Raw genomic sequence first — 19415 nt, 5'->3', positions numbered from 1 at the left:
AGTGGAAGTCCTGCTGCCGGGCCTACGCACGTACGGCCACCGGCGGCCTCGGTGGCGATGGCGCTCAGGCGACCGTTGGCGTCGCCCCTACGACCTCGGTCGGCCCCAGCCGCCCGGCGACGAGTCGGAGCTTGCGCACGCCGGGGCGGTCGACGAGGCGCTCGTCGTGCGTCACGGCCACCACGGCCGTGCCCTCCTCGGCGGCGAGGGCTACGAGCAGGTCGAAGACCTCCTCTGCCCTGGCGTGGTCGAGGGAGCCGGTCGGCTCGTCCGCGAGGATCACCTTCGGTCGCAGGGCGAGGGCGCGCGCGACGGCCGCGCGCTGGCGCTCGCCGCCCGAGACCTTGGAGGGCGGATGGTCGAGGCGTCCGCCCAGGCCGACGCGCGTCAGGAGGGTGGCGGCGCGCTCCTCGTCCGGCTCGCCGAGGATGCGCGACGGCATGGTGACGTTCTCGAGCAGCGTGAAGTCCTGCAGCAGGTAGTGGTTCTGGAACACGAGCCCTACGTAACGCGCCCTGCGAGCGGCCAGCTGCCGCGGAGCGTGCTCGTGCACCGGGAAGTCGCCCCAGTAGATCTCGCCCGCGTCCGGCCTGTCGAGACCGCCCAACAGGTGCAGCAGCGTGCTCTTGCCGGAACCGGACGGCCCAAGGACGGCCACCACCTCGCCCGCCCGCACGGTCAGCGACACGCCCGCCAGCACCTCCACCGCCCCGCCGGGGGAGTCGAACCGGCGTTCGAGGGCGCGACTCGCAAGAACGGGCATCACGGGGTTACTATACGGGCCGGTCGCGAAAAGTTGCTCCACACCGCGCCCCGACCTGGGCCGTGAAGCCACCTGGAGTCCATTGTGAACAGCGATGCCGAACGACTCGAGATCCTGGAACTGCTGAAGCGGGTCCCCCTCTTCGTCGGCGCACCGGACAGGGCGCTGGACATCGCTGCCGCCGCCGTGCGCAAGCGGGGTTACGAGGCCGGTGTCACCATGTTCCAGGAAGGCGACAAGGGCGAGGCCCTCTACATCATCGCCTCGGGTCTGGTGAAGCTCTCGAAGGTCGACCTCGGAGGTCACGAGAAGACGCTCGCCATCCTGCAGTGCCCGGAGTACTTCGGCGAGATGGCGCTCCTGGGCGAGTCGACCCGCAGCGCCACGGCCGTAACCCTGAGCGAGGTGCAGGCCTACCTCCTCTTCAACGACGACTTCCGCAAGCTCATCGCCGACTACCCGGCCATCAGCCTGAACCTGAACGCCACCTTGGCGGAGCGGCTCCGCGGCATGGACGACGAGTCGCAGGTCCTCTCCTACAAGGACGCTCAGGGGCGCGTGGCCTACGTGCTGCTGAAGCTCTACCAGGGAGGCGTCGTGGAGCACGAGGAGGAGCGCGCGCTCGTGCGCCTCACGCACCAGGAGCTGGCGAACCTGGCGGGCACGTCACGGGAGACTGTCACGCGCGCGCTCAAGGCCCTCGAGGTCGAGGGCGTCATCGAGACGCGCCCGAAGGAAGTCTTCATCACCGACCCGGCTGGGCTTGACGAGATCCTCCACGGCATCCGCTGAACCACTTGCGGCTTCCGTCCGACGCTATCGGCGGTAAGCGCGGCGCGAACGTGCCCGACCGTCATGCCGCTTGCGTCGTCAGCCGCTCTGGATCGCCGCGCGTTGGCCCTCGAGGCGGCGCGCCAGCCTGCCCAGTAGGCGCTGCTCCACCTCGGGCCAGTCGAGGTCCGTGATGCCGTACACCATCGTGTCGCGAACGTAACCGTCCTTGGCGACCTGGTGCCGTCGCAGCACCCCCTCGAAGCGGGCGCCGAGCGCGAGGATGGCCTTCTGGGAGCGCACGTTGCGTGTGTCCGTGTGGATCTGGACGCGGTGCATGCCCAGAGCCTCGAACGCGAAGCGCAGGAGCAGGAGCTTGCTCTCGATGTTCACGCCCGTGCGGAACGTGGCCGGGTCGTACCAGGAGAAGCCGAGCTCGCAGCGCAGGTGCCTGAAGTCGATCTCGCTCAGGCGGCTCGTGCCGACCACCTTACCGGCGGCGTCGAGGATGGCCACCGGGTAGGCGTGGCCGGCGTCGCGCTGAGCGAAGACCGCGCCGAAGTACTTGTCGGCCGCGGCCGCGTCCGTCGGGGTGGAGGTCAGCCGGAACTCGTCCGGGTGCGCGAAGGCGATCCTCAGCAGGTCGGGAAGGTGGCGCTGCTCCAGCGCCTCGATGCGCACGAGTGTCCCGCCGAGGACCGGTCGCGCCGTCAGGGCGGCCGGTCCGGTCGGCGCGCCGGCGGCGCCGGCCGTCACCGCGGCACCCGCTCGCCGCCGTGAGGCGCCCGGAGCGGACCGTCGACGTCGAGGTCGAACGGGACGATCTCGGCGTGGTCCACGAGCCGCTGCACGCCGACCAGGCTGCCGATGACGACACCGTGGGTGACGACGACGAGCGTCTGGAAGCGGCGGTAACGCTTCAGCACGGCCAGGACGCGGTCGCGCACCTCATCGACCGACTCCCAGGGCGCGTCCTCCTCCATGCGCGTGCCGGAGAGGCTCTGGCGGGCGCGCTCGAAGCTCTTCGGGTCGATCTCCGCCAGCGGGTCCTTCTGCGGCAGCCACTCGTGCAGGTCGTGCTCGACGTACAGGGGCTTGTTGATGGCGCGGCTGAGGAGCGCGGCGGACTCCAGGGCGCGCGTGTAGGTGCTGCACAGTATGGCTTCGGCCTCGCGGAGTCGGTAGTCGCGAGCGATGGTGTCTATCTGGATACGCCCCAGGGCCGTGAGGGGCGCGAACTCCTTGGCGACGCCGCGGGCGCCGCGCGCCTCGACGAGGCCGTAGTCCGTCTCACCGTGGCGTACGAAATAGAGTCTCACGTAACTCCTCACCTGAAGGCGGTCGCCCCGCCGAGCGGCGGGCTTGAGCCAAGTTATCAGCGGGGGCCTACCGCCACTGTTCGAATGTTTACTCCCCCTCGCCCGACCACAGGTCGTGGGCTCTCTCACAGGTAGAATCGCCTACGGAAGACATGGACCTGGCCGCTATCTACCGCAACGCCACCCTGGCCATCGCCGGCGCGAAGCCCGTCAAGTCGGTGATAGGCCGCTACGGCTGGCGCCTCGGCGTCGGGCGCTTCGTGGCGGGTGAGGACATCCGGTCCGCCGTGCCCGCGCTTCTCGCCATCCAGGCGAGCGGCAGGCACGTGATCCTCGACCTGCTAGGCGAGTTCGTCGAGAGCGAGAGCGCCTCGCGGGCGGTGGCGGACGCCGTGAAGGAGTGCGTCGCCGTCGCGCGCGCGAGCGGCGTGGAGCCGTACTTCAGCGTCAAGCCGACGCAGCTCGGCCTCGGCGTCGGGGCGGAGCTCGCGCTCGAGCTGGCCGACGGCGTCGCGAGCGCCATCGGGGCCGCCGGCGGCCACCTCTGCCTAGACATGGAGAACACGCCTTACGTGAGCGGCACGCTCGACCTCTACGAGGCCTTGAGGCGTGCCGGGCACCACCACGTGAGCACCGTGCTGCAGAGCTACCTCTTCCGCACCCCCGACGACCTGGACCGCCTGATCGGCCTTGCCGGCACCTACCCGGACGTCACCACGGCTTTGCGGCTCGTGAAGGGCGCCTACCGCGAGACGGCCGAGCACGCCATCCAGGACGTGGCCGGCATCGAGGAGGCCTACCGCGCCCTCGCCTACCGCGCCCTCGGGGCGGGCCTCAAGCTCAACGTCGCCACGCACGACGAGGGCCTGCAGCGCGAGCTGCTCGCTTACGCCCATGGCGCTGCGCTTGGCCAGGACCGGTACGAGGTGCAGATGCTCTACGGCGTGAAGCCGCAGCTCCAGGAGCGTCTCAGCGCCTCCGGGCTGCCGGTGCGCGTGTACGTCCCTTTCGGATCGGATTGGTACGGCTACTTCAGCCGCAGGCTGGCCGAACGCCCCGCCAACCTCGCCTTCGTGGCGCGCGGGCTGTTCGGCTGAAGACGATCGACCGCCGCGCCCCCCCTAGCTCCAGGGGCGGTGCCATCACTCAGGGAGGACCACCTAGATGCTCTTCGAACCTTATCGCAACGAACCGTTCGCTGATTTCTCCGATCCCGCCACCCTGGCGAGCTTCAAGCGCGCCCTCGAGGGCGTGAGGGCGCAGCTGGGCCGCGACTACCCGCTCACCATCGGCGGCGAGCATGTCGTGACGGGAGCCTTCCTCGAGTCGTACGACCCCTCCAGCAAGGACCGGCTCGTCGGGCGCGTCGCCAAGGCCGACCCGCGCGAGATCGAACGCGCCATGGACGCGGCGTGGGAGGCCTACGCCGACTGGTCGCGCTGGGGCATGGCCGAGCGGGCGCGGCTGCTCGTCAAGCTCGCCGCCATCATGCGGCGCCGGCGCGAGGAGCTGGCCGCCTGGCTCGTGTTCGAGGCGTCCAAGAACTACCTCGAGGCGATCGCCGACGTGGCCGAGGCCATCGACTTCTGCGAGTACTACGCGCGCACTGCGCTGCCCCTCGCGGAGCCGCTGCCTACGTACGACCATCCAGGCGAGGAGAACACGACGACCTTCCAGCCCATGGGCGTCGGTCTCGTGATCCCGCCGTGGAACTTCCTGCTGGCCATCCTCGTCGGCACCGCCGTCGGCCCCGTCGTCGTCGGCAACACCGTCATCATCAAGCCCTCCCCCGCCACGCCCGTCATCGCGGCGAAGTTCATGGAGCTCGTGGCCGAGGCCGGCTTCCCTGCCGGCGTCATCAACCTGCTCACGGGCGACGACGCCGTCCTGGGCGACGCCCTCGTCGACCACCCGCGCACGCGCTTCGTCAACTTCACGGGCTCCGTCGCGACGGGTGTGCGCATCTTCGAGCGCTCGGCCAAGGTGCACCCCGGCCAGCATTGGCTCAAGAGGGCGTTCCTCGAGATGGGCGGCAAGGACGCGCTCATCGTCGACGCCTCGGCGGACGTCGAGCTGGCGGCCGCCTCTGCCGTGGCCAGCGCGTTCGGGTTCCAGGGCCAGAAGTGCTCCGCCATGAGCAGGCTCATCGTGGTCGACGCCGTGTACGACGCCGTGTTGGAACGCGTGAAGGCGCTCACCGAGGCCTTGAGCGTCGGGCCGGCCGACGAGAACCACGACGTCGCCGCCGTCATCAACGAGCGGCAGTACGAGAAGATCCTGGGCTACATCGAGACGGGCAAGAGCGAGGCGCGGCTCCTGACGGGCGGAGGCCCGGCGGGTGGCGACGGCTGGTTCATACGGCCGACGGTGTTCGCCGACGTGCCCGTCGGCGCGAGCATCGCGTGCGACGAGATCTTCGGGCCGGTCGTGAGCGTGCTGCGCGCGCGCGACTTCGACCACGCCCTCGAGATCGCGAACGGCAGCATGTACGCCCTCACGGGCGGCGTGATCAGCAAGGACAGGCGCAACCTCGAGAAGGCGCGCCGCGAGTTCCAGGCCGGCAACCTCTACCTCAACCGCAAGATCACGGGCGCGCTGGTCGGCGTCCAGCCGTTCGGCGGCTTCAAGATGTCCGGCTCGAACACGAAGGCGGGTGGCCCCGACTACCTGCGCAACTTCATGGAGATGAAGACGGTCACCGAGCGGTTCTAGCTCGGTGGACGGGCTCGTGCGCGCGCCGACCCGGTGACACGGTCGGCGCGCACCCTTCTAGGCATGCGGCGCGGGGCGTCCTGGCGCCCCGGCGTGCCCTGTCTCCCGGAGCCGCCTAACATGCCGCAGCCGAGCCTCACCCTCAGGCTCGGGTTGGGAACCGTGAACGCCACCCCGGCCTGTTGCGGCGTGAAGCCGATGCCGTCCGCCTGCAACTCGAACAGGAACTTGTCCGGCTCGCCCAGCGCCGCGCCGTCCGGGACGTAGAAGAGCAGCTCGTGGGTGAGCCCGCCGCCCTGTGGCAGGCTCGCGAACGTGAGCTGCTGGACGTCGTAAGGGTCGGCCTCCAGGATCCTGCCGTCGGCGAGCACGAGCTGGATGCCCTCGCCCGTCGGGTCGGCGCCGGCGTCCACCGGCATCAGCGTGGTGGTGGTGCCGTTACGCAGCTCCACGGTGACCCCCCAGCCCCGCCTGTCGCCCGTCAGGCGCTCCACGCCCGTCACGCGCACGCGCCAGACGCCGTTGAAGAGGTCCTGACGGAGGCAGCCCTCCACCGACTCCCGTTGATCGGCGCCGCCGGCCGCCTTCGGGGGTAGGGTCAGTGCCAGGGCGCCGCCGTCGAAGGTGGCCACCACGCCGACGTCGGTGAGGGCCTGGAGGGGCACGTACACCACGCCGTTCACGGTCACGGCCGTGAGCGACGACCGCGCGCCGTCGACCGTGACGGTGTACTCCTGGGCGAGGCTGGTGCCCGCGAGGGTGGAGAAGGTCAACGTGATGGCGATGAGGGTCCGTTTCACTGTGCACCTCCGGGGCGCGGTCGCTGACGTGGGACGCTACGCACCCGCGGCCCGCCGAGCCTGGCATGGGGCAGCCTAGGGCGGTGCGGGTTATACGCGGGTTATAGGGTGTGTCGCGCCGGCCGCGCATGGGTCATACGCCGACGCCTAAGCGCACCATCATCACGAGGTGGCAGCCCCAGCCCGCCAGCACGAACAGGTGCCAGAGCTCGTGGAAGCCGAACACGCCCGGCCACAGGCGGGGTCGCTTGAGCGCGTAGATCACCGCGCCCACGCTGTAGAACAGCCCGCCGAGACCGAGCCAGACGGTGTTCGCCGTGCCGAGCGACCTTGCCACGGGCACGATCGCGAGGACGACGAGCCAGCCCATGGCGAGGTAGAGGGCCGTGCTGAGCCAGCGCGGGGCGTTCAGCCAGAACGTCTTGAACACGAGGCCGCCGACGGCGCAGAGCCAGACGAGCGCGAACAGCCACCAGCCCAAAGTGGCGCGCTGGGGCTGCAGGGCCACCAGCGTGATGGGGGTGTAGGAGCCCGCGATGAGCAGGTAGATGGCTCCATGATCGAAGCGCCTCAACCACCGCTCGGCGCCGGGCCCGGCGCGCACGGCGTGCAGGAGGGTGCTCGCCGTGAACAGCAGCACGGAGGTCGCGCCGAAGACCAGGAACGCCGCCACCGCCATGGCGTCGCCCCGCGCCAGGACCGCCAGCGCTACCGTGGCCCCGACGGCCAGGACGGCGCCGGCCAGGTGGGTGAGGGCGTTGACGGGCTCCTTGAAGGCCCGGACGAGCGCCCTGCTCCAGGCGGCGTTCACACCGGCTCCTTCTCCAAGCCGAGAGTCCGGGTGCCGTCGTCGTACTCGACGAGCTCGGCGTAGCGGCTCCAGGTGATCGCCGTGCGCAACGTCTCCTCGGCAGCGTGCGGGGCGAGCCCCTGCTCCAGCTCAGTCAGCAGCTTCCCGTAAGGGGCGCGATGCTCGGGAGCCGCCTCCAGGACCTCGAGGAGGTGGGCGACCAGGGGCACGCGGCCGACGAGGGCCTCCGCGAACAGGGCCTTGCGGTCGTCCCCATCGGCTTCCTCGAACCGCCTCCCGGCGCCGGTGATGATCATGTCGCCCCCTTCCAAGCGCACGAACCCTAGCAGCTGCAGAGCCTCCGCCGCCGGGAAGAGGTCGTCGACCTCCATGCGCAGCGCGTGCGCGAACACCGGCAGGTCGGCATGGCCCGAGTACGGGCGCTCGACCAGCGCCTCGATGAGGCCGGCCATCAGGCCGGGCGAGGCGTGCGGAAGGTGCCGGAAGAGCTCCTGGACACCGGCGGGTGGCGTAGCCGCACGCGGCACGGTGAGCCCGGCGAGCTCGGAGTAGAGGCGTTCGACGAGCCTCCCGAAGCGCGGGTCGGTCTTGTCGCGGGGGTGGGGCAGGTCGACGGCGACCTCCGCCGCCACCCGGCCGGGCCGGCTGGCGAAGACCAGGACGCGGTCGCACATGAGGACGGCCTCCTCGATGTTGTGGGTGACGAGGACGATGACGGAGGTGGGCAGGCGGCCCGTCGACCAGAGCTCGAGGAGCTCCCCGCGTAGCGCCTCGGCCGTGAGCACGTCGAGGGCGGAGAACGGCTCGTCCATCAGCAGGACCTCAGGGTGGACGACGAGGGCCCGCGCGATCCCCACGCGCTGGCGCATGCCGCCGGAGAGCTCGCGGGGGAAGGCCTGCTCGAAGCCGTCGAGGCCGATGAGGTCGATGGCTTCCATGGCGCGCGCCCGCGTCTCTTCCCTGCTCGCGCCGAGCGCCTGGAGGCCCAGCTCCACGTTCCCGAGCACGGTGAGCCACGGGAGGAGGGCGAAGCTCTGGAAGACCATCGCCACGCCGGGCGGCGGTCCCACCACGGCTTCGCCCCGGTACGCGACGGAGCCCGCGGTGGCCTGCGTCAGGCCCGCTATGACCCTGAGGAGCGTGCTCTTGCCGGAGCCGGACCGGCCGACTATGCCGACGATCTCTCCCCGGCGCAACGTGAGCGAGACGCCCTCCAGGACCACGAGCGGCTGCGCGCCCGGGCGAGCGAAGGTCTTGCCGACCCCCGCGAGCCGTACGATCTCCATGTCGGCCATCTCCATGCCCTCACTCTAGGCGGAAGCGCCTGGCGACATGCCGTCGCAGCGGCTCCCAGACCGCGCGGTTGATGAGTACGACGTAGAGGCTCATCACGGCGATGCCGAGCACGATGCGCGCGCCGTCGCCGTCCGTCGTGGCCTTCACGATGTAGGCCCCGAGTCCGGCCGCCTCGATGGTCTCGTCGCCCCAGTGGACGAGCTCGGCCACGATGCTGGCGTTCCAGGCGCCGCCGGAGGCCGTGACGACGCCGGTCAGGAAGGTCGAGGCGACCGCCGGCAGGGCGACCTTGCGCCACCAGAGCCAGCCCCGCACGTGGAAGCCGGCGGAGACGTCGCGTAGCTCGCTCGGTATGCCGGCTGCGCCGGCCGCGACGTTGAAGAGGATGTACCACTGCGTCCCCAAGATCATCAGCGGGCTGAGCCAGACGTTGGGGTCCAGCCCGTACCTGACGATGGCCCAGACGGCGAGCGGGAACAGGAGGTTGGCGGGGAACGCCGCGAGGACCTGCGCGGCGGGCTGCACGAGCGCGCGCAGGCGCGGGCGCAGGCCGACGTGGACGGCGATCGGCACCCATACCAGGCTCGCGACGCCCACCAGCACGAACACGCGCAGCGCCGTGTAGGAGCCGAGCACCACCACGCGCCACGCCTCGGCGGCGGACACGGCGTCGCCGAGGTAGCGCCACGCCAACACCAGGCACGTGAGCGCGGCGCCGCCGGCCACGCAGCCGAAGACCGCGTCCAGGCGGCGCTCCCTCGCCGGGTCGCTCGGAAGCGCCGGGCGCGGTGGCGCCGTCGGTCTCCGGCGCGGCGTCGACGCCGCCAGGCGCGCGACCACGCCGCGCACCAGGCGCGAGCGCGTCAGCGCCCGGTAGACGACGGAGGCCTCCTCCTCGCCCCCGCCGTAGCCGGTGTCGTACCGGAAGCGCGCGGACCACGCCACGAGGGGGCGGAAGAGGAGCACGTCGTACGCGAGGATCACGCATGCCATGGTCAGGATCGCCCAGCCGACGGCGGCGAGGTCGCGGGCCGCGAGCGCCGAGGCGATGTAGGTGCCGACGCCGGGTAGGTCGATCGTCGTGTTGCCGACCGCGATCGACTCCGCGGCGACGACGAAGAACCAGGCGCCGGACATCGACACCATGGCGTTCCACACGAGCGGCGGCAGCGCGTAAGGCAGCTCGATGCGCCAGAACCGGGCCGAGGCGCCGAGCATGAACGAGCGCCCGACCTCCTCCAACTCCTTAGGGACGCTCAGCAGCGACGCGTAGAGGCTGAAGGTCATGTTCCAGGCCTGGCTCGTGAAGATGGCGAACAGCGCCACGAGCTCGGCGCCGAACACGCGACCGGGCGTGAGGTTCAAGAAGAACAGGGTGGCGACGGACACGAAGCCTAGAACGGGCACGGACTGCAGGACGTCGAGAAGCGGGATGAGGAAGGCGCCCGCCCGGCGGTTCTTGGCGGCTAGGGTCGCGTAGCCAAGGGTGAACAGGAACGACGCGCCGAGGGCGATGACCATGCGCAGGCTCGTACGCGCCGCGTACCACGGCAGCGAGCGGGGATCGAGGGAGCGCGCGCCGGCCTCGGCCGCGCCAAGCTCCGCGAACGCTCCTCTACCGCCGAGCGCCACCAGCGCGAGGACGGCCAGCAGGACGCAGAAGGCCACGGCGTCCCAGACGCTCAGCCTCCCCCGCCCGACGGCGACGGAGACCGGCAGAACGGTCAGGCTGGGGCCTGAAGGGGTGCCTCGGCGCCGATCCATCGTCTCTATCCATCAGGGTCGAGTCGCTCCCTCCGGCGGTGCCGGGACGCCCTGACCACGTCGGCCGGGGCGGGCGCTTCATGGCGTCGGCTTGCGCCTCGGAAGCAGGTACCGCGCTCCCGTCCATAACAGGATAAGCCCGAAGATGATCTGAAGCGGCCGCTCGGGCGTGAGGAGCGCGAGCTTGCCGCCGCCGAACGCGCCGATGGCGACCCCGATGATGAGGCCCACCGCGAGCTTCGGGTCCAGGCGCCCGGCCCGGGCATGCACCAGGGTACCGGCGATGCCCGCCGGGATCATGACCGCCAGGCTGGTGCCTTGCGCGATGTGCTGCGGCAGGCCGAACGCGAACACGAGCAGCGGCACGACGAAAGCGCCGCCCCCGATGCCTAGCAGGCCCGTCAGGGTGCCGGACATGAGGCCGAGGAGGAGCGCGGAAGGGATCCGCCAGGCGCCCCCGATGCCCGTGCCGGAGACCTCGAGCCCGGAGATGAGCAAGACGGCGGCGGCGACGAGCAGACCACCGAAGATCTTCTTCAGCAGACCGGCGGGGACCTTCGCCGAGTAGGCCGCGGCGATGATCGAGGTGACCACGGCCGCCACGCCGACGGTGACGGCGATGCCCCAGTCCAGCTTGCCATCGCCCGCGTAGGCCCAAGCCCCGACGAGCCCGGTGAACACGACCGCTATTAGGCTCGTGGCGTGCGCCTTGTGCTGGCTTATCTTCGCCCAGCCGGTCATGAGCGGGATCATGACGACGGCTCCCCCGAGGCCGACCATGCTCCCGAAGAACCCGCCTGCCAGACCGATGATGAGAGCGTGCCATGAGAGAGACATCACGCGAAACCTTACACCCAAAGGGGTGGGAGCGCGGCGGGAGCGGCTCGGCGAGCCGGAACGCGACCGCCGCTCGTGCCGCAGCCTCCCCACGCTAGGCCCGGCTCGCGCTACCATCCTCGATGACATGTGCGGGCGCATGGGAAAGATCGACAAGGACGTACAGGCGCTGATAGACGAGCTTGGCCCGGACGGCTACTACCGCCGCATACTGACCGCCATGCAGCAGGGCGGGCTCGGCTTCAACCTCGCGCCTACCGAGCAGATCGCATTCGTAGCGCAACCGCACGGCGTGGAGACGACGCTCGTCGGCCGCTGGGGCTTGGAGCCCGGTTGGGTGCGCGACCCCGCGCAAGTCAAGAGCACCCTTTTCAACGCCAGAGCGGAATCCGCGGCTGAGAAGCCGTCCTTCCGCGACGCGCTGCGGCGTTCCAGGTGCGTCGTCCCGGTCAGCGGCTTCTACGAATGGCAGCCGATCGAAGGCGCCAAGCGCAAGCAGCCTTACTGGATCGCGCGGCAAGACGGCCGACCCCTCATCATCGCGGGCTTGTACGCCCTGCACGAATGGGGAGCTTCGTTCACCCTCCTGACGACCAGCCCCAACGCCCTGATGGCGCCGATCCACGACCGCATGCCGGTCATCCTCGACCCGGCGGACGTCGACAGGTGGCTCGACCCCGAGTTGACCGACCCCGCCGCCGTCCAGGACCTGTTGCGGCCGTGCCCGGACGAGTGGCTCACGGCCAGGGCGTTGACCAGGCCCGTGGGCGACTGGGAGCCGGAGTGAGTGACCGCCCGAGATCCATGTGCGCATGGTGTGGCGAAAGGACGTAACCGGTCGACGCAAATCCCAACCGTTAGTGGAGGCGGACTTCACGGGAAGGATGGCCTATAAGCGACCGGACCGCGGTCACGCCGGGGCCGAGTACCGAGGGATCAGAAGATAGAACCACCAGTCGTCGGTTCCCACGCGAGACGCAGCAGGACTGACGAGGGAAGCGGGTTCGCTCCAAGCTTCCGACGAACTTGTGGGTACAACTGGGGGTACAGAGCCGCCGAAGTGATCATGGTAAGAAGAAGCCCGTTCAGAACCATCGTCCTGAACGGGCTTTCTCGTGGAGCCAATGGTCGGATTTGAACCGACGACCTGCCGATTACGAATCGGCTGCTCTACCGCTGAGCTACATTGGCGCGCCTGGGGCCCTACCACAGCCGCTTCAAGCGCGGAGCGCCGCTCGCCTGTGAGTGGGTTGACGGCGCCCGCGGTCCGTGGTGGCCAGGGGCAGAATCGAACTGCCGACACTGCGATTTTCAGTCGCATGCTCTACCGACTGAGCTACCTGGCCTTGCCCCTCCGGCAGCGGGGAGCGCGCCCCAAGATTCGAGTACGCGCTCGCCCGGCTGGCCTTCGGTCGGTGGCGGAGCCGACGGGATTTGAACCCGCGACCTTCTGCGTGACAGGCAGATATGCTAACCGCTACACTACGGCTCCGCGCTGCGCCTGGTTGCCGTTCCCGTCGGTATTACCGGCCACCAAGGCGAAAGCAAGGATACCTGGCGGGCTCGCGGCGTGTCAATCGCGCGCTCGCGTTTCCGGCGCATCCTGCTCCCCCGGCTCCGGTTCGGGTGTGTCTTCAGCGGCACGGGCTCTGCCAGGCCACCCGCCACCGTTAGTGGGCTCTGAGCTGCCGGGGTCGCCACTTCGCCTCGTACTAGGCCGCGTGTCTAGACGGTCATATGGCCGCGGCGCGTCCATCCCTCGCGCCTGGACCGACGCCGAGCCTCGCCAGCGCCCGACCGATCGCCTTCGGCCCGTACCCGAGCTCCTCGTGCTGCGCCACCGGATCGCCGTGCGGCACGGTCGTGTCCTGGACGCCGAGGCGCACGAGCCGCGTCGCCACGCCGGCGTCGGCGAGGGCCTCCAGGACGGCGCTGCCCAGGCCGCCGACCACCGTGTGGTCCTCGACGGTCACGATGGCTTTCGCGGGGCGCACCAGCCGCAGCAGGAGCTCCGTGTCGAGCGGCTTGACGAAGCGGGCGTTCACGACCGCAACGCGGGGGTCGTCGGCCGCGGCCGCGAGGGCGTAGTCGACGGTGGGGCCGATGCCGAGCACGACCACGTCTGTGCCGTCCTTGACGACCTCCCAGCTCCCCCACCGGACCTCCGGCCACTCAGCGAAGGGCGTGTCCGCAGCCGGCGCCACGCTCCCCCTCGGCCACCGGATGGCCTTGGGGCCGCCGAGGCGGTGCGCGGCCTTCAGCATCCCACGCAGCTCGGTGGCATCGCGCGGCATGCCGATGCCGACGTGAGGCACCGTGCGTAAGTAGGCGAGGTCGTAGATGCCCTGGTGCGTGGCGCCGTCGCCGCCGACGAGGCCGGCACGGTCGATGGCGAAGATGACGTCCAGCTCGTCGAGGGCCACGTCGTGCACGACCTGGTCGAAGGCCCGTTGCAGGAACGTGGAGTAGATGGCGACGATCGGCTTCTCACCGCGCAGCGCGAGCCCGGCGCCCACGGTGACGGCGACGTCCTCGGCTATCCCGACGTCGAGGTAGCGGTCGGCGTGCGTCTTGCTGTACTCGACGAGCCCGCTGCCCTCGCGCATGGCCGGGGTGATGACCCACACGCGGTCGTCGGCTTGCGCCATGGCGGCGGCCGCGTCGCCGAACGCGCTCGACCACGTGTGGCTCTTGCCCTTAGCGACGGGGTGCTTGGGGTCGAAGGTGGAGGCGCCGTGCCACGTGATCGGGTCGGACTCGGCCACCTCGTAGCCCTTGCCCTTGCGGGTGACGATGTGGAGCATCGTCGGGCCGTCCAGCTCGCGGATCTTGGCGAGGTAGTAGAGCAGCTGCGGGATGTCGTGCCCGTCGATCGGCCCGACGTAGCGCAGGCCCATGGCGTGGAACGGGTTGTTGCTGGCGGGGTCGAAGAAGCGGCGCGCGGCCTTCTTGGCGCGGCTGCTCAGGTCGCCGAGCGGCTCCCAGACGCGCGTGAGGCCCGCCTTGGCGCGGTCCTCCGCCCGCTGGAACCACGGCTGCACCTGCAACGTGCGCATGTAGTGGTTGATGGCGCCCACGTTCTCGCTGATCGACATCTCGTTGTCGTTGAGCACGATGAGCATGCGCGGCTTGAGGTGGCCGATCTGGTTGAGCGCGGCGAGGGCCATGCCGCCCGTCAGGGCGCCGTCGCCGATGACGGCGGCGACCTCGTAGTCGTCGCCGCGGGCGTCGCGGGCGAGCGCCATGCCGAGCGCCGCCGCGAGGCTCGTCGAGGCGTGCCCGACGGTGAGGGCGTCGTGCTCGGACTCGCCGATGGATGTGAAGCCGGCGAGGCCGCCGCCCGTGCGGATCGTCTCGATCCGGTCCTTCCTGCCCGTCAGGATCTTGTGGCCGTAGGTCTGATGGCCGACGTCCCACACGACGCGGTCGCGGCGCGTGTCGAACAGGTAGTGCAGCGCGACGGTCAGCTCGACGGCGCCGAGGCTCGAGGCCAGGTGACCCCCGGCGACGGAGCAGACGCGGATGACCTCGGAGCGGAGCTCTTCGGCCAACTCCGGCAACTGGGTGGGCTCGAGTCGCTTCAGGTCTTCCGGCTGGTCGACGCGCTCCAGGAGCCCGGTGGGCGGAGGCTTGGCCGGGGGGGTGTTGGCGGGGTCGGAACTCATGGCGCCTTCCGGCTCACGGCTCCTGAGGGGCCAGGGCGGACACGTTCGTGCCGACCAGCACTTGGTTGGACCGTAGGCGCACGTCGCCGAGGTACGGCGAGAACCACGACTGTTGCGTCAGCTCTTCGGTGACGGCGCCGTTCTCGTCGATGGTGCGGCTGATGAAGTCGATGACGTACACCTCCAGCTCGCCGGCCGGCACCGTCACCTTGCGCTTGTCGACGACCATGTAGGTGTAGTCGACGGCTAGGGTGAGGTCCTGCTTGCCGGCGTCTGCGCTGATGTGGACGGTCGTCTTGCCCGTCCAGAGACCGCCGACGCGGAGCTCGGCCTGCGAGGGGTACTCCCTCAGCGGTGGGTCGAACGTGTAGGTCGTGCCCAGGCGTTCCTGGCGCTTGAGCCACACGCCGTCCGCCCGGACCTGGCGGTAGCTCGTCTCGTCGAGGCCGCGGCCCCGCGCGTGCCAGGCCACCCAGACCTCGCCGTCGACGACCGTCGGACCGACGATCTGCACCGAGGTGCGGGGGTCCGTGAGGCGGGCGCCGTTGGGCAGGTACTCCCAAGTCGCGCCCGTCTGGTTCGGGTAGAAGGAGATGGGCTCCGTGAGCTGCTCCACGCCTACGCGCGGGGCGTCCCCGCTCGGCGCGCAGGCGGCGAGGAGGAGCGCCACGAGCCCTAGGAGGGTGGCGGCGCGGGCGACCTGAACGGGTTGACGACCGGGCCTGGGCGCGTCAGGGCTGGCCGTGAGCCGGGGGGCGCTATGCATAACGCGAGTCTACCGTGCCGTCGGTCCGCCGGAGCGCTCGTGCGCATTAGCACAAGCGGATCGGTAGTGCGTTGCGTCACAAGCAGGCGCGGACGCGACGAGCTACCGCCCGGCGCGCGGGGCGGCCGTATGGGAGTCACGCGCCGATGTCCGTGCGGTACTGCGCCCCCGGGAAGGAGATCCGCTCGACGGCGGCGTAGGCGGACGCTCGCGCCTCGGCGGCGGTGGCGCCGAGGCCGACCACGTTCAGCGCCCGCCCGCCCGACGTGACGTACTCGCCCGGCCCACCAGCGGGCGCGAGGCCGCCGGCGAACACCATGACGCCCTCCCCGAGGTCTTGCGGCACGCTCACCGGCACGCCCGCCACGGGCGCGGCCGGGTAGCCGGGCGCCGCCATGACCACGCAGGCGGCGTGGGCGGCTCGCCACGCGATGCTCATGGTCGCCAGCTCTCCCCTGGCCACCGCCCGGAACAGCTCCGGCGCGTTCGAGGCGAGCAGCGGGAGCACGGCCTGCGCCTCCGGGTCGCCGAAGCGGACGTTGAACTCCAGGACCTTCGGGCCGTCCGGGGTGAGCATCAGGCCGATGTACAGGACGCCGCGGTAGAAGAGCCCCTCGGCGGCGAGGCCCGCGACGACCGGCTTGACGACGGTCTCCTCGATCGTGGCGAGCAGCGCGGGGTCGGCCAGCGCGACGGGGGCCACCACGCCCATGCCGCCGGTCATCTCGCCCGCCTCGCCGTCGCGCAGGCGCTTGTGGTCGCGCGCGGTGGGCAGCAGGCGGTACGTGGCGCCGTCCGTGAGGAGCATGAGGGTCAGCTCGCGACCGCTCAGGCACTCCTCGACGACGACCTCGCGGCGCGCGCCGCTTCGCGTGTCGGCCGCGCCGGCACCGCCCGAGAACACGGCGCGCACGGCCGCCTCGGCCTCCTCCAGCGTGCCGGCGACGGTGACACCCTTGCCGGCAGCCAACCCCGAGTCCTTCACGACGATGGGGGCGGTAGCGGTCCTGAGATAGGCAAGGGCGTCGTTAGCATTATCAAATGTAGAGTACCATGCGGTCGGCACTCCCCACCGCGACATAAACGCCTTGGCCACCACCTTGGAACCCTCGAGCGCAGCCGCCTCGCGCGACGGCCCGAAGACGTCGAGACCCCTGCTGCGCAACACGTCGGCGAGCCCGGCGACGAGCGGAGCCTCCGGCCCGATGACGACCAGGTTGGGCTCGCGCGCAGCGATGCGCTCGGCCAGGGCCTCCACGTCGGGGTCTGCGCCCACCAGCGCCACGTCTGCCCCGCCCGCGCGAAGCACCCAATCCAAGGCGTGCTCCCGGCCGCCGCTACCTACGACTACGACCCTCATCCGTTCTCTCCACGATCGTCATGACGCCAGGCGCCAGTGAGCAGCAGGCGGAGGGCCGCCGGGTACGCCTCGTGCTCCGCGGCGAGGACGCGCTCGGCCAGGGTGTCGGCATCGTCGCCGGGCAACACGGGCACCTTGCGTTGCAGTATCACCGGACCGGAGTCCACCCCAGCGTCTACAAGGTGCACGGTGCAGCCGGACTCCTTCACGCCGGCCGCTATGGCCTGCCCGTGGGCGTCTAGCCCCGGGAAGGCGGGGAGCAGGCTCGGGTGGACGTTCACGAGCCGTCCCGCCCAGCGCTCCGTGAAGCCGGCCGACAGCAGCCGCATGAAGCCCGCGAGGCAGACGAGGTCAACCCCACGGTCGGCGAGCAGGCCGTTCGCCGCTGCCTCGAAGGCGGCGCGGTTCGGCCAGGGCGCGTGTACGGCTTCCACCCCCGCGGCGCGCGCGCGTTCCAGCGCCAAGGCGTCGGGCCGGTTGCTGACGACCAGCACGACGGAGGCGAGCTCGTGGCCGGCCGGGAACGCGTGCAGGAGCGACTGGAGGTTGGTCCCGCGCCCCGAGGCGAACACGGCCAGGCGTGCGGGGCGCCCGAGCGGGAAACGAGTGGGCGCGCCGGACGCGGCGGCTGCCCGCTCGGGGACGGCTAGCGACCGAGGCAGGGGGCCCGGGGACGCGGCCCCCGGATCGTTCGACGACGCCTCCATGACCGCGCTCATGCGAGCGTCAGCCGCTCAGGGTGCAGCTTGGTGAAGTAGCGCTTGAGGCCGGACACGGTCATGGCGGCGTCCGACGTGATCTTGTAGCGGAGCCGGATGCCGGGCAGGACGCCGGCCGCGGCCAGCTCCGCGTCCTCGAGGCGTTGCACGCGGGCAACGAGCGCGGCGTCGTCTTCGCCGGCGTTCATGCCCGTCAGGACGGCCTCGCTCCACTCCCGGTTGCGCTCGACGACCGACCGTAGGTGGGCCGCGGCCGCATGGCGTCCGTCCACCTGCCCGAAGTGGGTGAGCACGAGCCGCTCGGGCGCGGCCGCCACCATGCGCTCGACGCTGCCTCGCCACGCCTCGAGGTCGAGGTCGGGCGGCGGCAGGGCCGGACGCAGCAGGTCGGTCCCGCCGAGGCGCACGCCGGCGCTGTCGCCGGTGAAGAGCGTGCCGTCGTCCAGGAGGTAGCTGACGTGGTGGGAGGCGTGGCCCGGCGTCGCGATGACGCGCACGCTCAGGCCGCCGATGTCGAGCCGCTCGCCCCCGGCGACGGCCAGCACGCGCTCCGAAGGCACCGGGAGCATGACGCCCCAGAGCTTGGTGAGGGCGTCGCCGTACACGCGCAGAGCGCTCGCCATGAGGCGGCTCGGGTCGATCATGTGCGGCGCCCCGGCCTCGTGCACCACGAGCTTCGCGTCCGCGCCCTCGAGGAGGGCGCCGGCGGCCGCCGCGTGGTCGAGGTGGATGTGGGTGAGCAGGACGTAGCGTAGGTCGCTAGGCCCCAAGCCCGCCTCGTGCAGGCCGGCGCTGACGGCGGCGCGGGTGCTGCCCGGCCCGCTCTCGACGAGCGCGAAGCCGCCGCTCGGGAGTGGGAGGGCGAACACGGCGATGGTGCCCGGGTTGCCCAGGTGGCCCGTGTCGATCTGCAGCACGCCGCCGCCCAAGTCGCGCACCCGCGGGTAGTCGGGTGGCACCGCGTCATCGGGCACGTTGTCGACGGCCTTCCTGCCGGTCGCGGCGTCCAGCCCCTGCGGCAGGGTCATGCGCTCGGCGGTGGGAGCACCTCGGCCGCGACCTGGTTGGTCAACGTGCCGACGCCTTCCACGCTCACCTCGACCGAGTCCCCTACCTTGAGCTTGCCGACGCCCTCGGGCGTGCCCGTGAGCACGACGTCACCGGGGCGCAGCGTCATGAACCGACTGATGTAGGCCAGCACCTGAGCGACCGGGAAGATCATGTCCGACGTCCTGCCGTCCTGCCGGACCTCGCCGTTGACGCGCGTGGTGATCCGCAGGTCGGCGGGGTCAAGGTCCGTCTCGAGCCACGGCCCCACCGGGCAGAAGCCGTCGGCCGACTTGGCCCTCACCCACTGGAGGTCGGCGCGTTGCTTGTCGCGCGCCGTCACGTCGAGGGCGCACGTGTAGCCGAGGACGTGGTCGAGCGCCTCCTCGACCACGACGTTGCGCAGTTCCCTGGCGATGACGACGGCCAGTTCGCCCTCGTACTGCAGGTCGTCGGTCCAGGCCGGGTAAGGCACGTCGTCGCCAGCGCCGCTCAGGGTGTTCAGGCCCTTGAGGAACAGCCCCGGCTCGGTCGGCAGCCCGGCCTTGTCGTTGCCGAGCTCGCGGATGTGATCGGCGTAGTTCCTGCCCACGCACACGATGACGTTCGGCTCGCACGGGGGCAGCAACGACACGTCGCTCAGCGGCACGCGGTGCCCGCTCGGCGAGCCGAGCATGTGCGTCAACTGGTGGATCATCCCGCCTTCGAGCTCGCCCCAATGGACCCCGTCGAAGCTCCGGTAACGAACGCGTTGCATCTTTGTCCTCGCCTCCTAGACCTGACTG

The 19415-nt window shown here is 70.9% G+C and carries 18 protein-coding genes and 3 tRNA genes; 4 read left to right on the top strand and 17 right to left on the bottom strand.

Annotated elements, in window-relative coordinates; genetic code table 11:
- Positions 1-64 precede the first annotated feature (64 nt).
- Positions 65-763, bottom strand: coding sequence for an ABC transporter ATP-binding protein (locus M9914_09045; protein MCO5174323.1), 699 nt, complete (start codon positions 761-763; stop codon positions 65-67).
- Between the two features lie 84 nt (positions 764-847).
- Between M9914_09045 and M9914_09040 the strand changes: the two genes are divergently transcribed.
- Positions 848-1555: a Crp/Fnr family transcriptional regulator gene (locus M9914_09040; GenBank protein ID MCO5174322.1), complete on the top strand. Its 708-nt coding sequence runs from the start codon at positions 848-850 to the stop codon at positions 1553-1555.
- 78 nt (positions 1556-1633) lie between these two features.
- On the opposite strand, the gene M9914_09035 is transcribed toward M9914_09040, so the two are convergent.
- Together M9914_09035 and M9914_09030 are read right to left on the bottom strand one after the other, a co-directional pair.
- Complete coding sequence (locus tag M9914_09035) at positions 1634-2290, bottom strand: GNAT family N-acetyltransferase (GenBank protein MCO5174321.1); 657 nt, start codon at positions 2288-2290, stop codon at positions 1634-1636.
- The gene (locus tag M9914_09030) at positions 2287-2853 is read right to left on the bottom strand and encodes a phosphoglycerate mutase family protein (protein MCO5174320.1); all 567 of its coding nucleotides are present in this window, start codon (positions 2851-2853) and stop codon (positions 2287-2289) included. Before M9914_09030 ends, M9914_09035 begins: the two co-directional genes overlap by 4 nt.
- A gap of 152 nt (positions 2854-3005) precedes the next feature.
- On the opposite strand from M9914_09030, the gene M9914_09025 reads away from it, so the two are divergent.
- Positions 3006-3950 carry a proline dehydrogenase family protein gene (locus tag M9914_09025; GenBank protein ID MCO5174319.1) on the top strand — a complete coding sequence of 315 codons (945 nt, stop codon included), beginning with the start codon at positions 3006-3008 and terminating at the stop codon, positions 3948-3950.
- Between the two features lie 67 nt (positions 3951-4017).
- On the top strand, positions 4018-5565 hold the full coding sequence (gene pruA, locus M9914_09020) for an L-glutamate gamma-semialdehyde dehydrogenase (GenBank protein ID MCO5174318.1): 1548 nt from the start codon (positions 4018-4020) through the stop codon (positions 5563-5565).
- Here pruA and M9914_09015 read toward each other — a convergent pair.
- The 5 genes from M9914_09015 to M9914_08995 form a co-directional block, all read right to left on the bottom strand.
- Positions 5562-6365 carry a hypothetical protein gene (locus M9914_09015; GenBank protein MCO5174317.1) on the bottom strand — a complete coding sequence of 268 codons (804 nt, stop codon included), beginning with the start codon at positions 6363-6365 and terminating at the stop codon, positions 5562-5564. The genes pruA and M9914_09015 overlap by 4 nt on opposite strands.
- 133 nt (positions 6366-6498) lie before the next feature.
- Entirely contained in the window at positions 6499-7176 is a 678-nt protein-coding gene (locus M9914_09010; protein MCO5174316.1) for a hemolysin III family protein, read from the bottom strand.
- Positions 7173-8477, bottom strand: coding sequence for a nitrate/sulfonate/bicarbonate ABC transporter ATP-binding protein (locus M9914_09005; protein ID MCO5174315.1), 1305 nt, complete (start codon positions 8475-8477; stop codon positions 7173-7175). Before M9914_09005 ends, M9914_09010 begins: the two co-directional genes overlap by 4 nt.
- 4 nt (positions 8478-8481) lie before the next feature.
- Positions 8482-10236 (bottom strand): ABC transporter permease subunit, encoded by a 1755-nt coding sequence (locus M9914_09000; protein ID MCO5174314.1) that lies wholly within the window; start codon positions 10234-10236, stop codon positions 8482-8484.
- 78 nt (positions 10237-10314) lie between these two features.
- Positions 10315-11073, bottom strand: coding sequence for a sulfite exporter TauE/SafE family protein (locus tag M9914_08995; protein ID MCO5174313.1), 759 nt, complete (start codon positions 11071-11073; stop codon positions 10315-10317).
- Between the two features lie 139 nt (positions 11074-11212).
- Here M9914_08995 and M9914_08990 point away from each other — a divergent pair, with 139 nt between their 5' ends.
- Positions 11213-11860 carry an SOS response-associated peptidase gene (locus M9914_08990; protein MCO5174312.1) on the top strand — a complete coding sequence of 216 codons (648 nt, stop codon included), beginning with the start codon at positions 11213-11215 and terminating at the stop codon, positions 11858-11860.
- Between the two features lie 329 nt (positions 11861-12189).
- Here the strand turns inward: M9914_08990 and M9914_08985 are convergent.
- From M9914_08985 to M9914_08945, 9 genes are all read right to left on the bottom strand, one after another.
- Positions 12190-12264, bottom strand: a tRNA-Thr gene (locus M9914_08985).
- 79 nt (positions 12265-12343) lie between these two features.
- Positions 12344-12419: transfer RNA gene (locus M9914_08980), tRNA-Phe, on the bottom strand.
- Between the two features lie 70 nt (positions 12420-12489).
- Positions 12490-12565: transfer RNA gene (locus tag M9914_08975), tRNA-Asp, on the bottom strand.
- 241 nt (positions 12566-12806) lie between these two features.
- Positions 12807-14738, bottom strand: coding sequence for a 1-deoxy-D-xylulose-5-phosphate synthase (dxs, locus tag M9914_08970; GenBank protein MCO5174311.1), 1932 nt, complete (start codon positions 14736-14738; stop codon positions 12807-12809).
- Between the two features lie 13 nt (positions 14739-14751).
- A complete protein-coding gene (locus M9914_08965) occupies positions 14752-15504 on the bottom strand; it encodes a hypothetical protein (protein MCO5174310.1) in 753 nt (250 codons plus the stop codon).
- A gap of 136 nt (positions 15505-15640) precedes the next feature.
- Positions 15641-16864 carry a phosphoribosylamine--glycine ligase gene (purD, locus tag M9914_08960; GenBank protein ID MCO5174309.1) on the bottom strand — a complete coding sequence of 408 codons (1224 nt, stop codon included), beginning with the start codon at positions 16862-16864 and terminating at the stop codon, positions 15641-15643.
- Positions 16861-17583, bottom strand: a complete 723-nt coding sequence (gene purN / locus M9914_08955; GenBank protein MCO5174308.1) for a phosphoribosylglycinamide formyltransferase — start codon at positions 17581-17583, stop codon at positions 16861-16863. Before purN ends, purD begins: the two co-directional genes overlap by 4 nt.
- The gene (locus M9914_08950; GenBank protein ID MCO5174307.1) at positions 17580-18611 is read right to left on the bottom strand and encodes an MBL fold metallo-hydrolase; all 1032 of its coding nucleotides are present in this window, start codon (positions 18609-18611) and stop codon (positions 17580-17582) included. Before M9914_08950 ends, purN begins: the two co-directional genes overlap by 4 nt.
- The gene (locus M9914_08945; GenBank protein ID MCO5174306.1) at positions 18608-19387 is read right to left on the bottom strand and encodes a fumarylacetoacetate hydrolase family protein; all 780 of its coding nucleotides are present in this window, start codon (positions 19385-19387) and stop codon (positions 18608-18610) included. The genes M9914_08950 and M9914_08945 overlap by 4 nt, the downstream gene beginning before the upstream one ends.
- Positions 19388-19415: the final 28 nt, after the last annotated feature.

The organism is Trueperaceae bacterium (assembly GCA_023954415.1).
Taxonomy (GTDB): Bacteria; Deinococcota; Deinococci; order Deinococcales; family Trueperaceae; genus JAAYYF01.
Note: the sequence above shows the minus strand (reverse complement) of the source record. Positions and strands in the feature narration are given on the sequence as shown.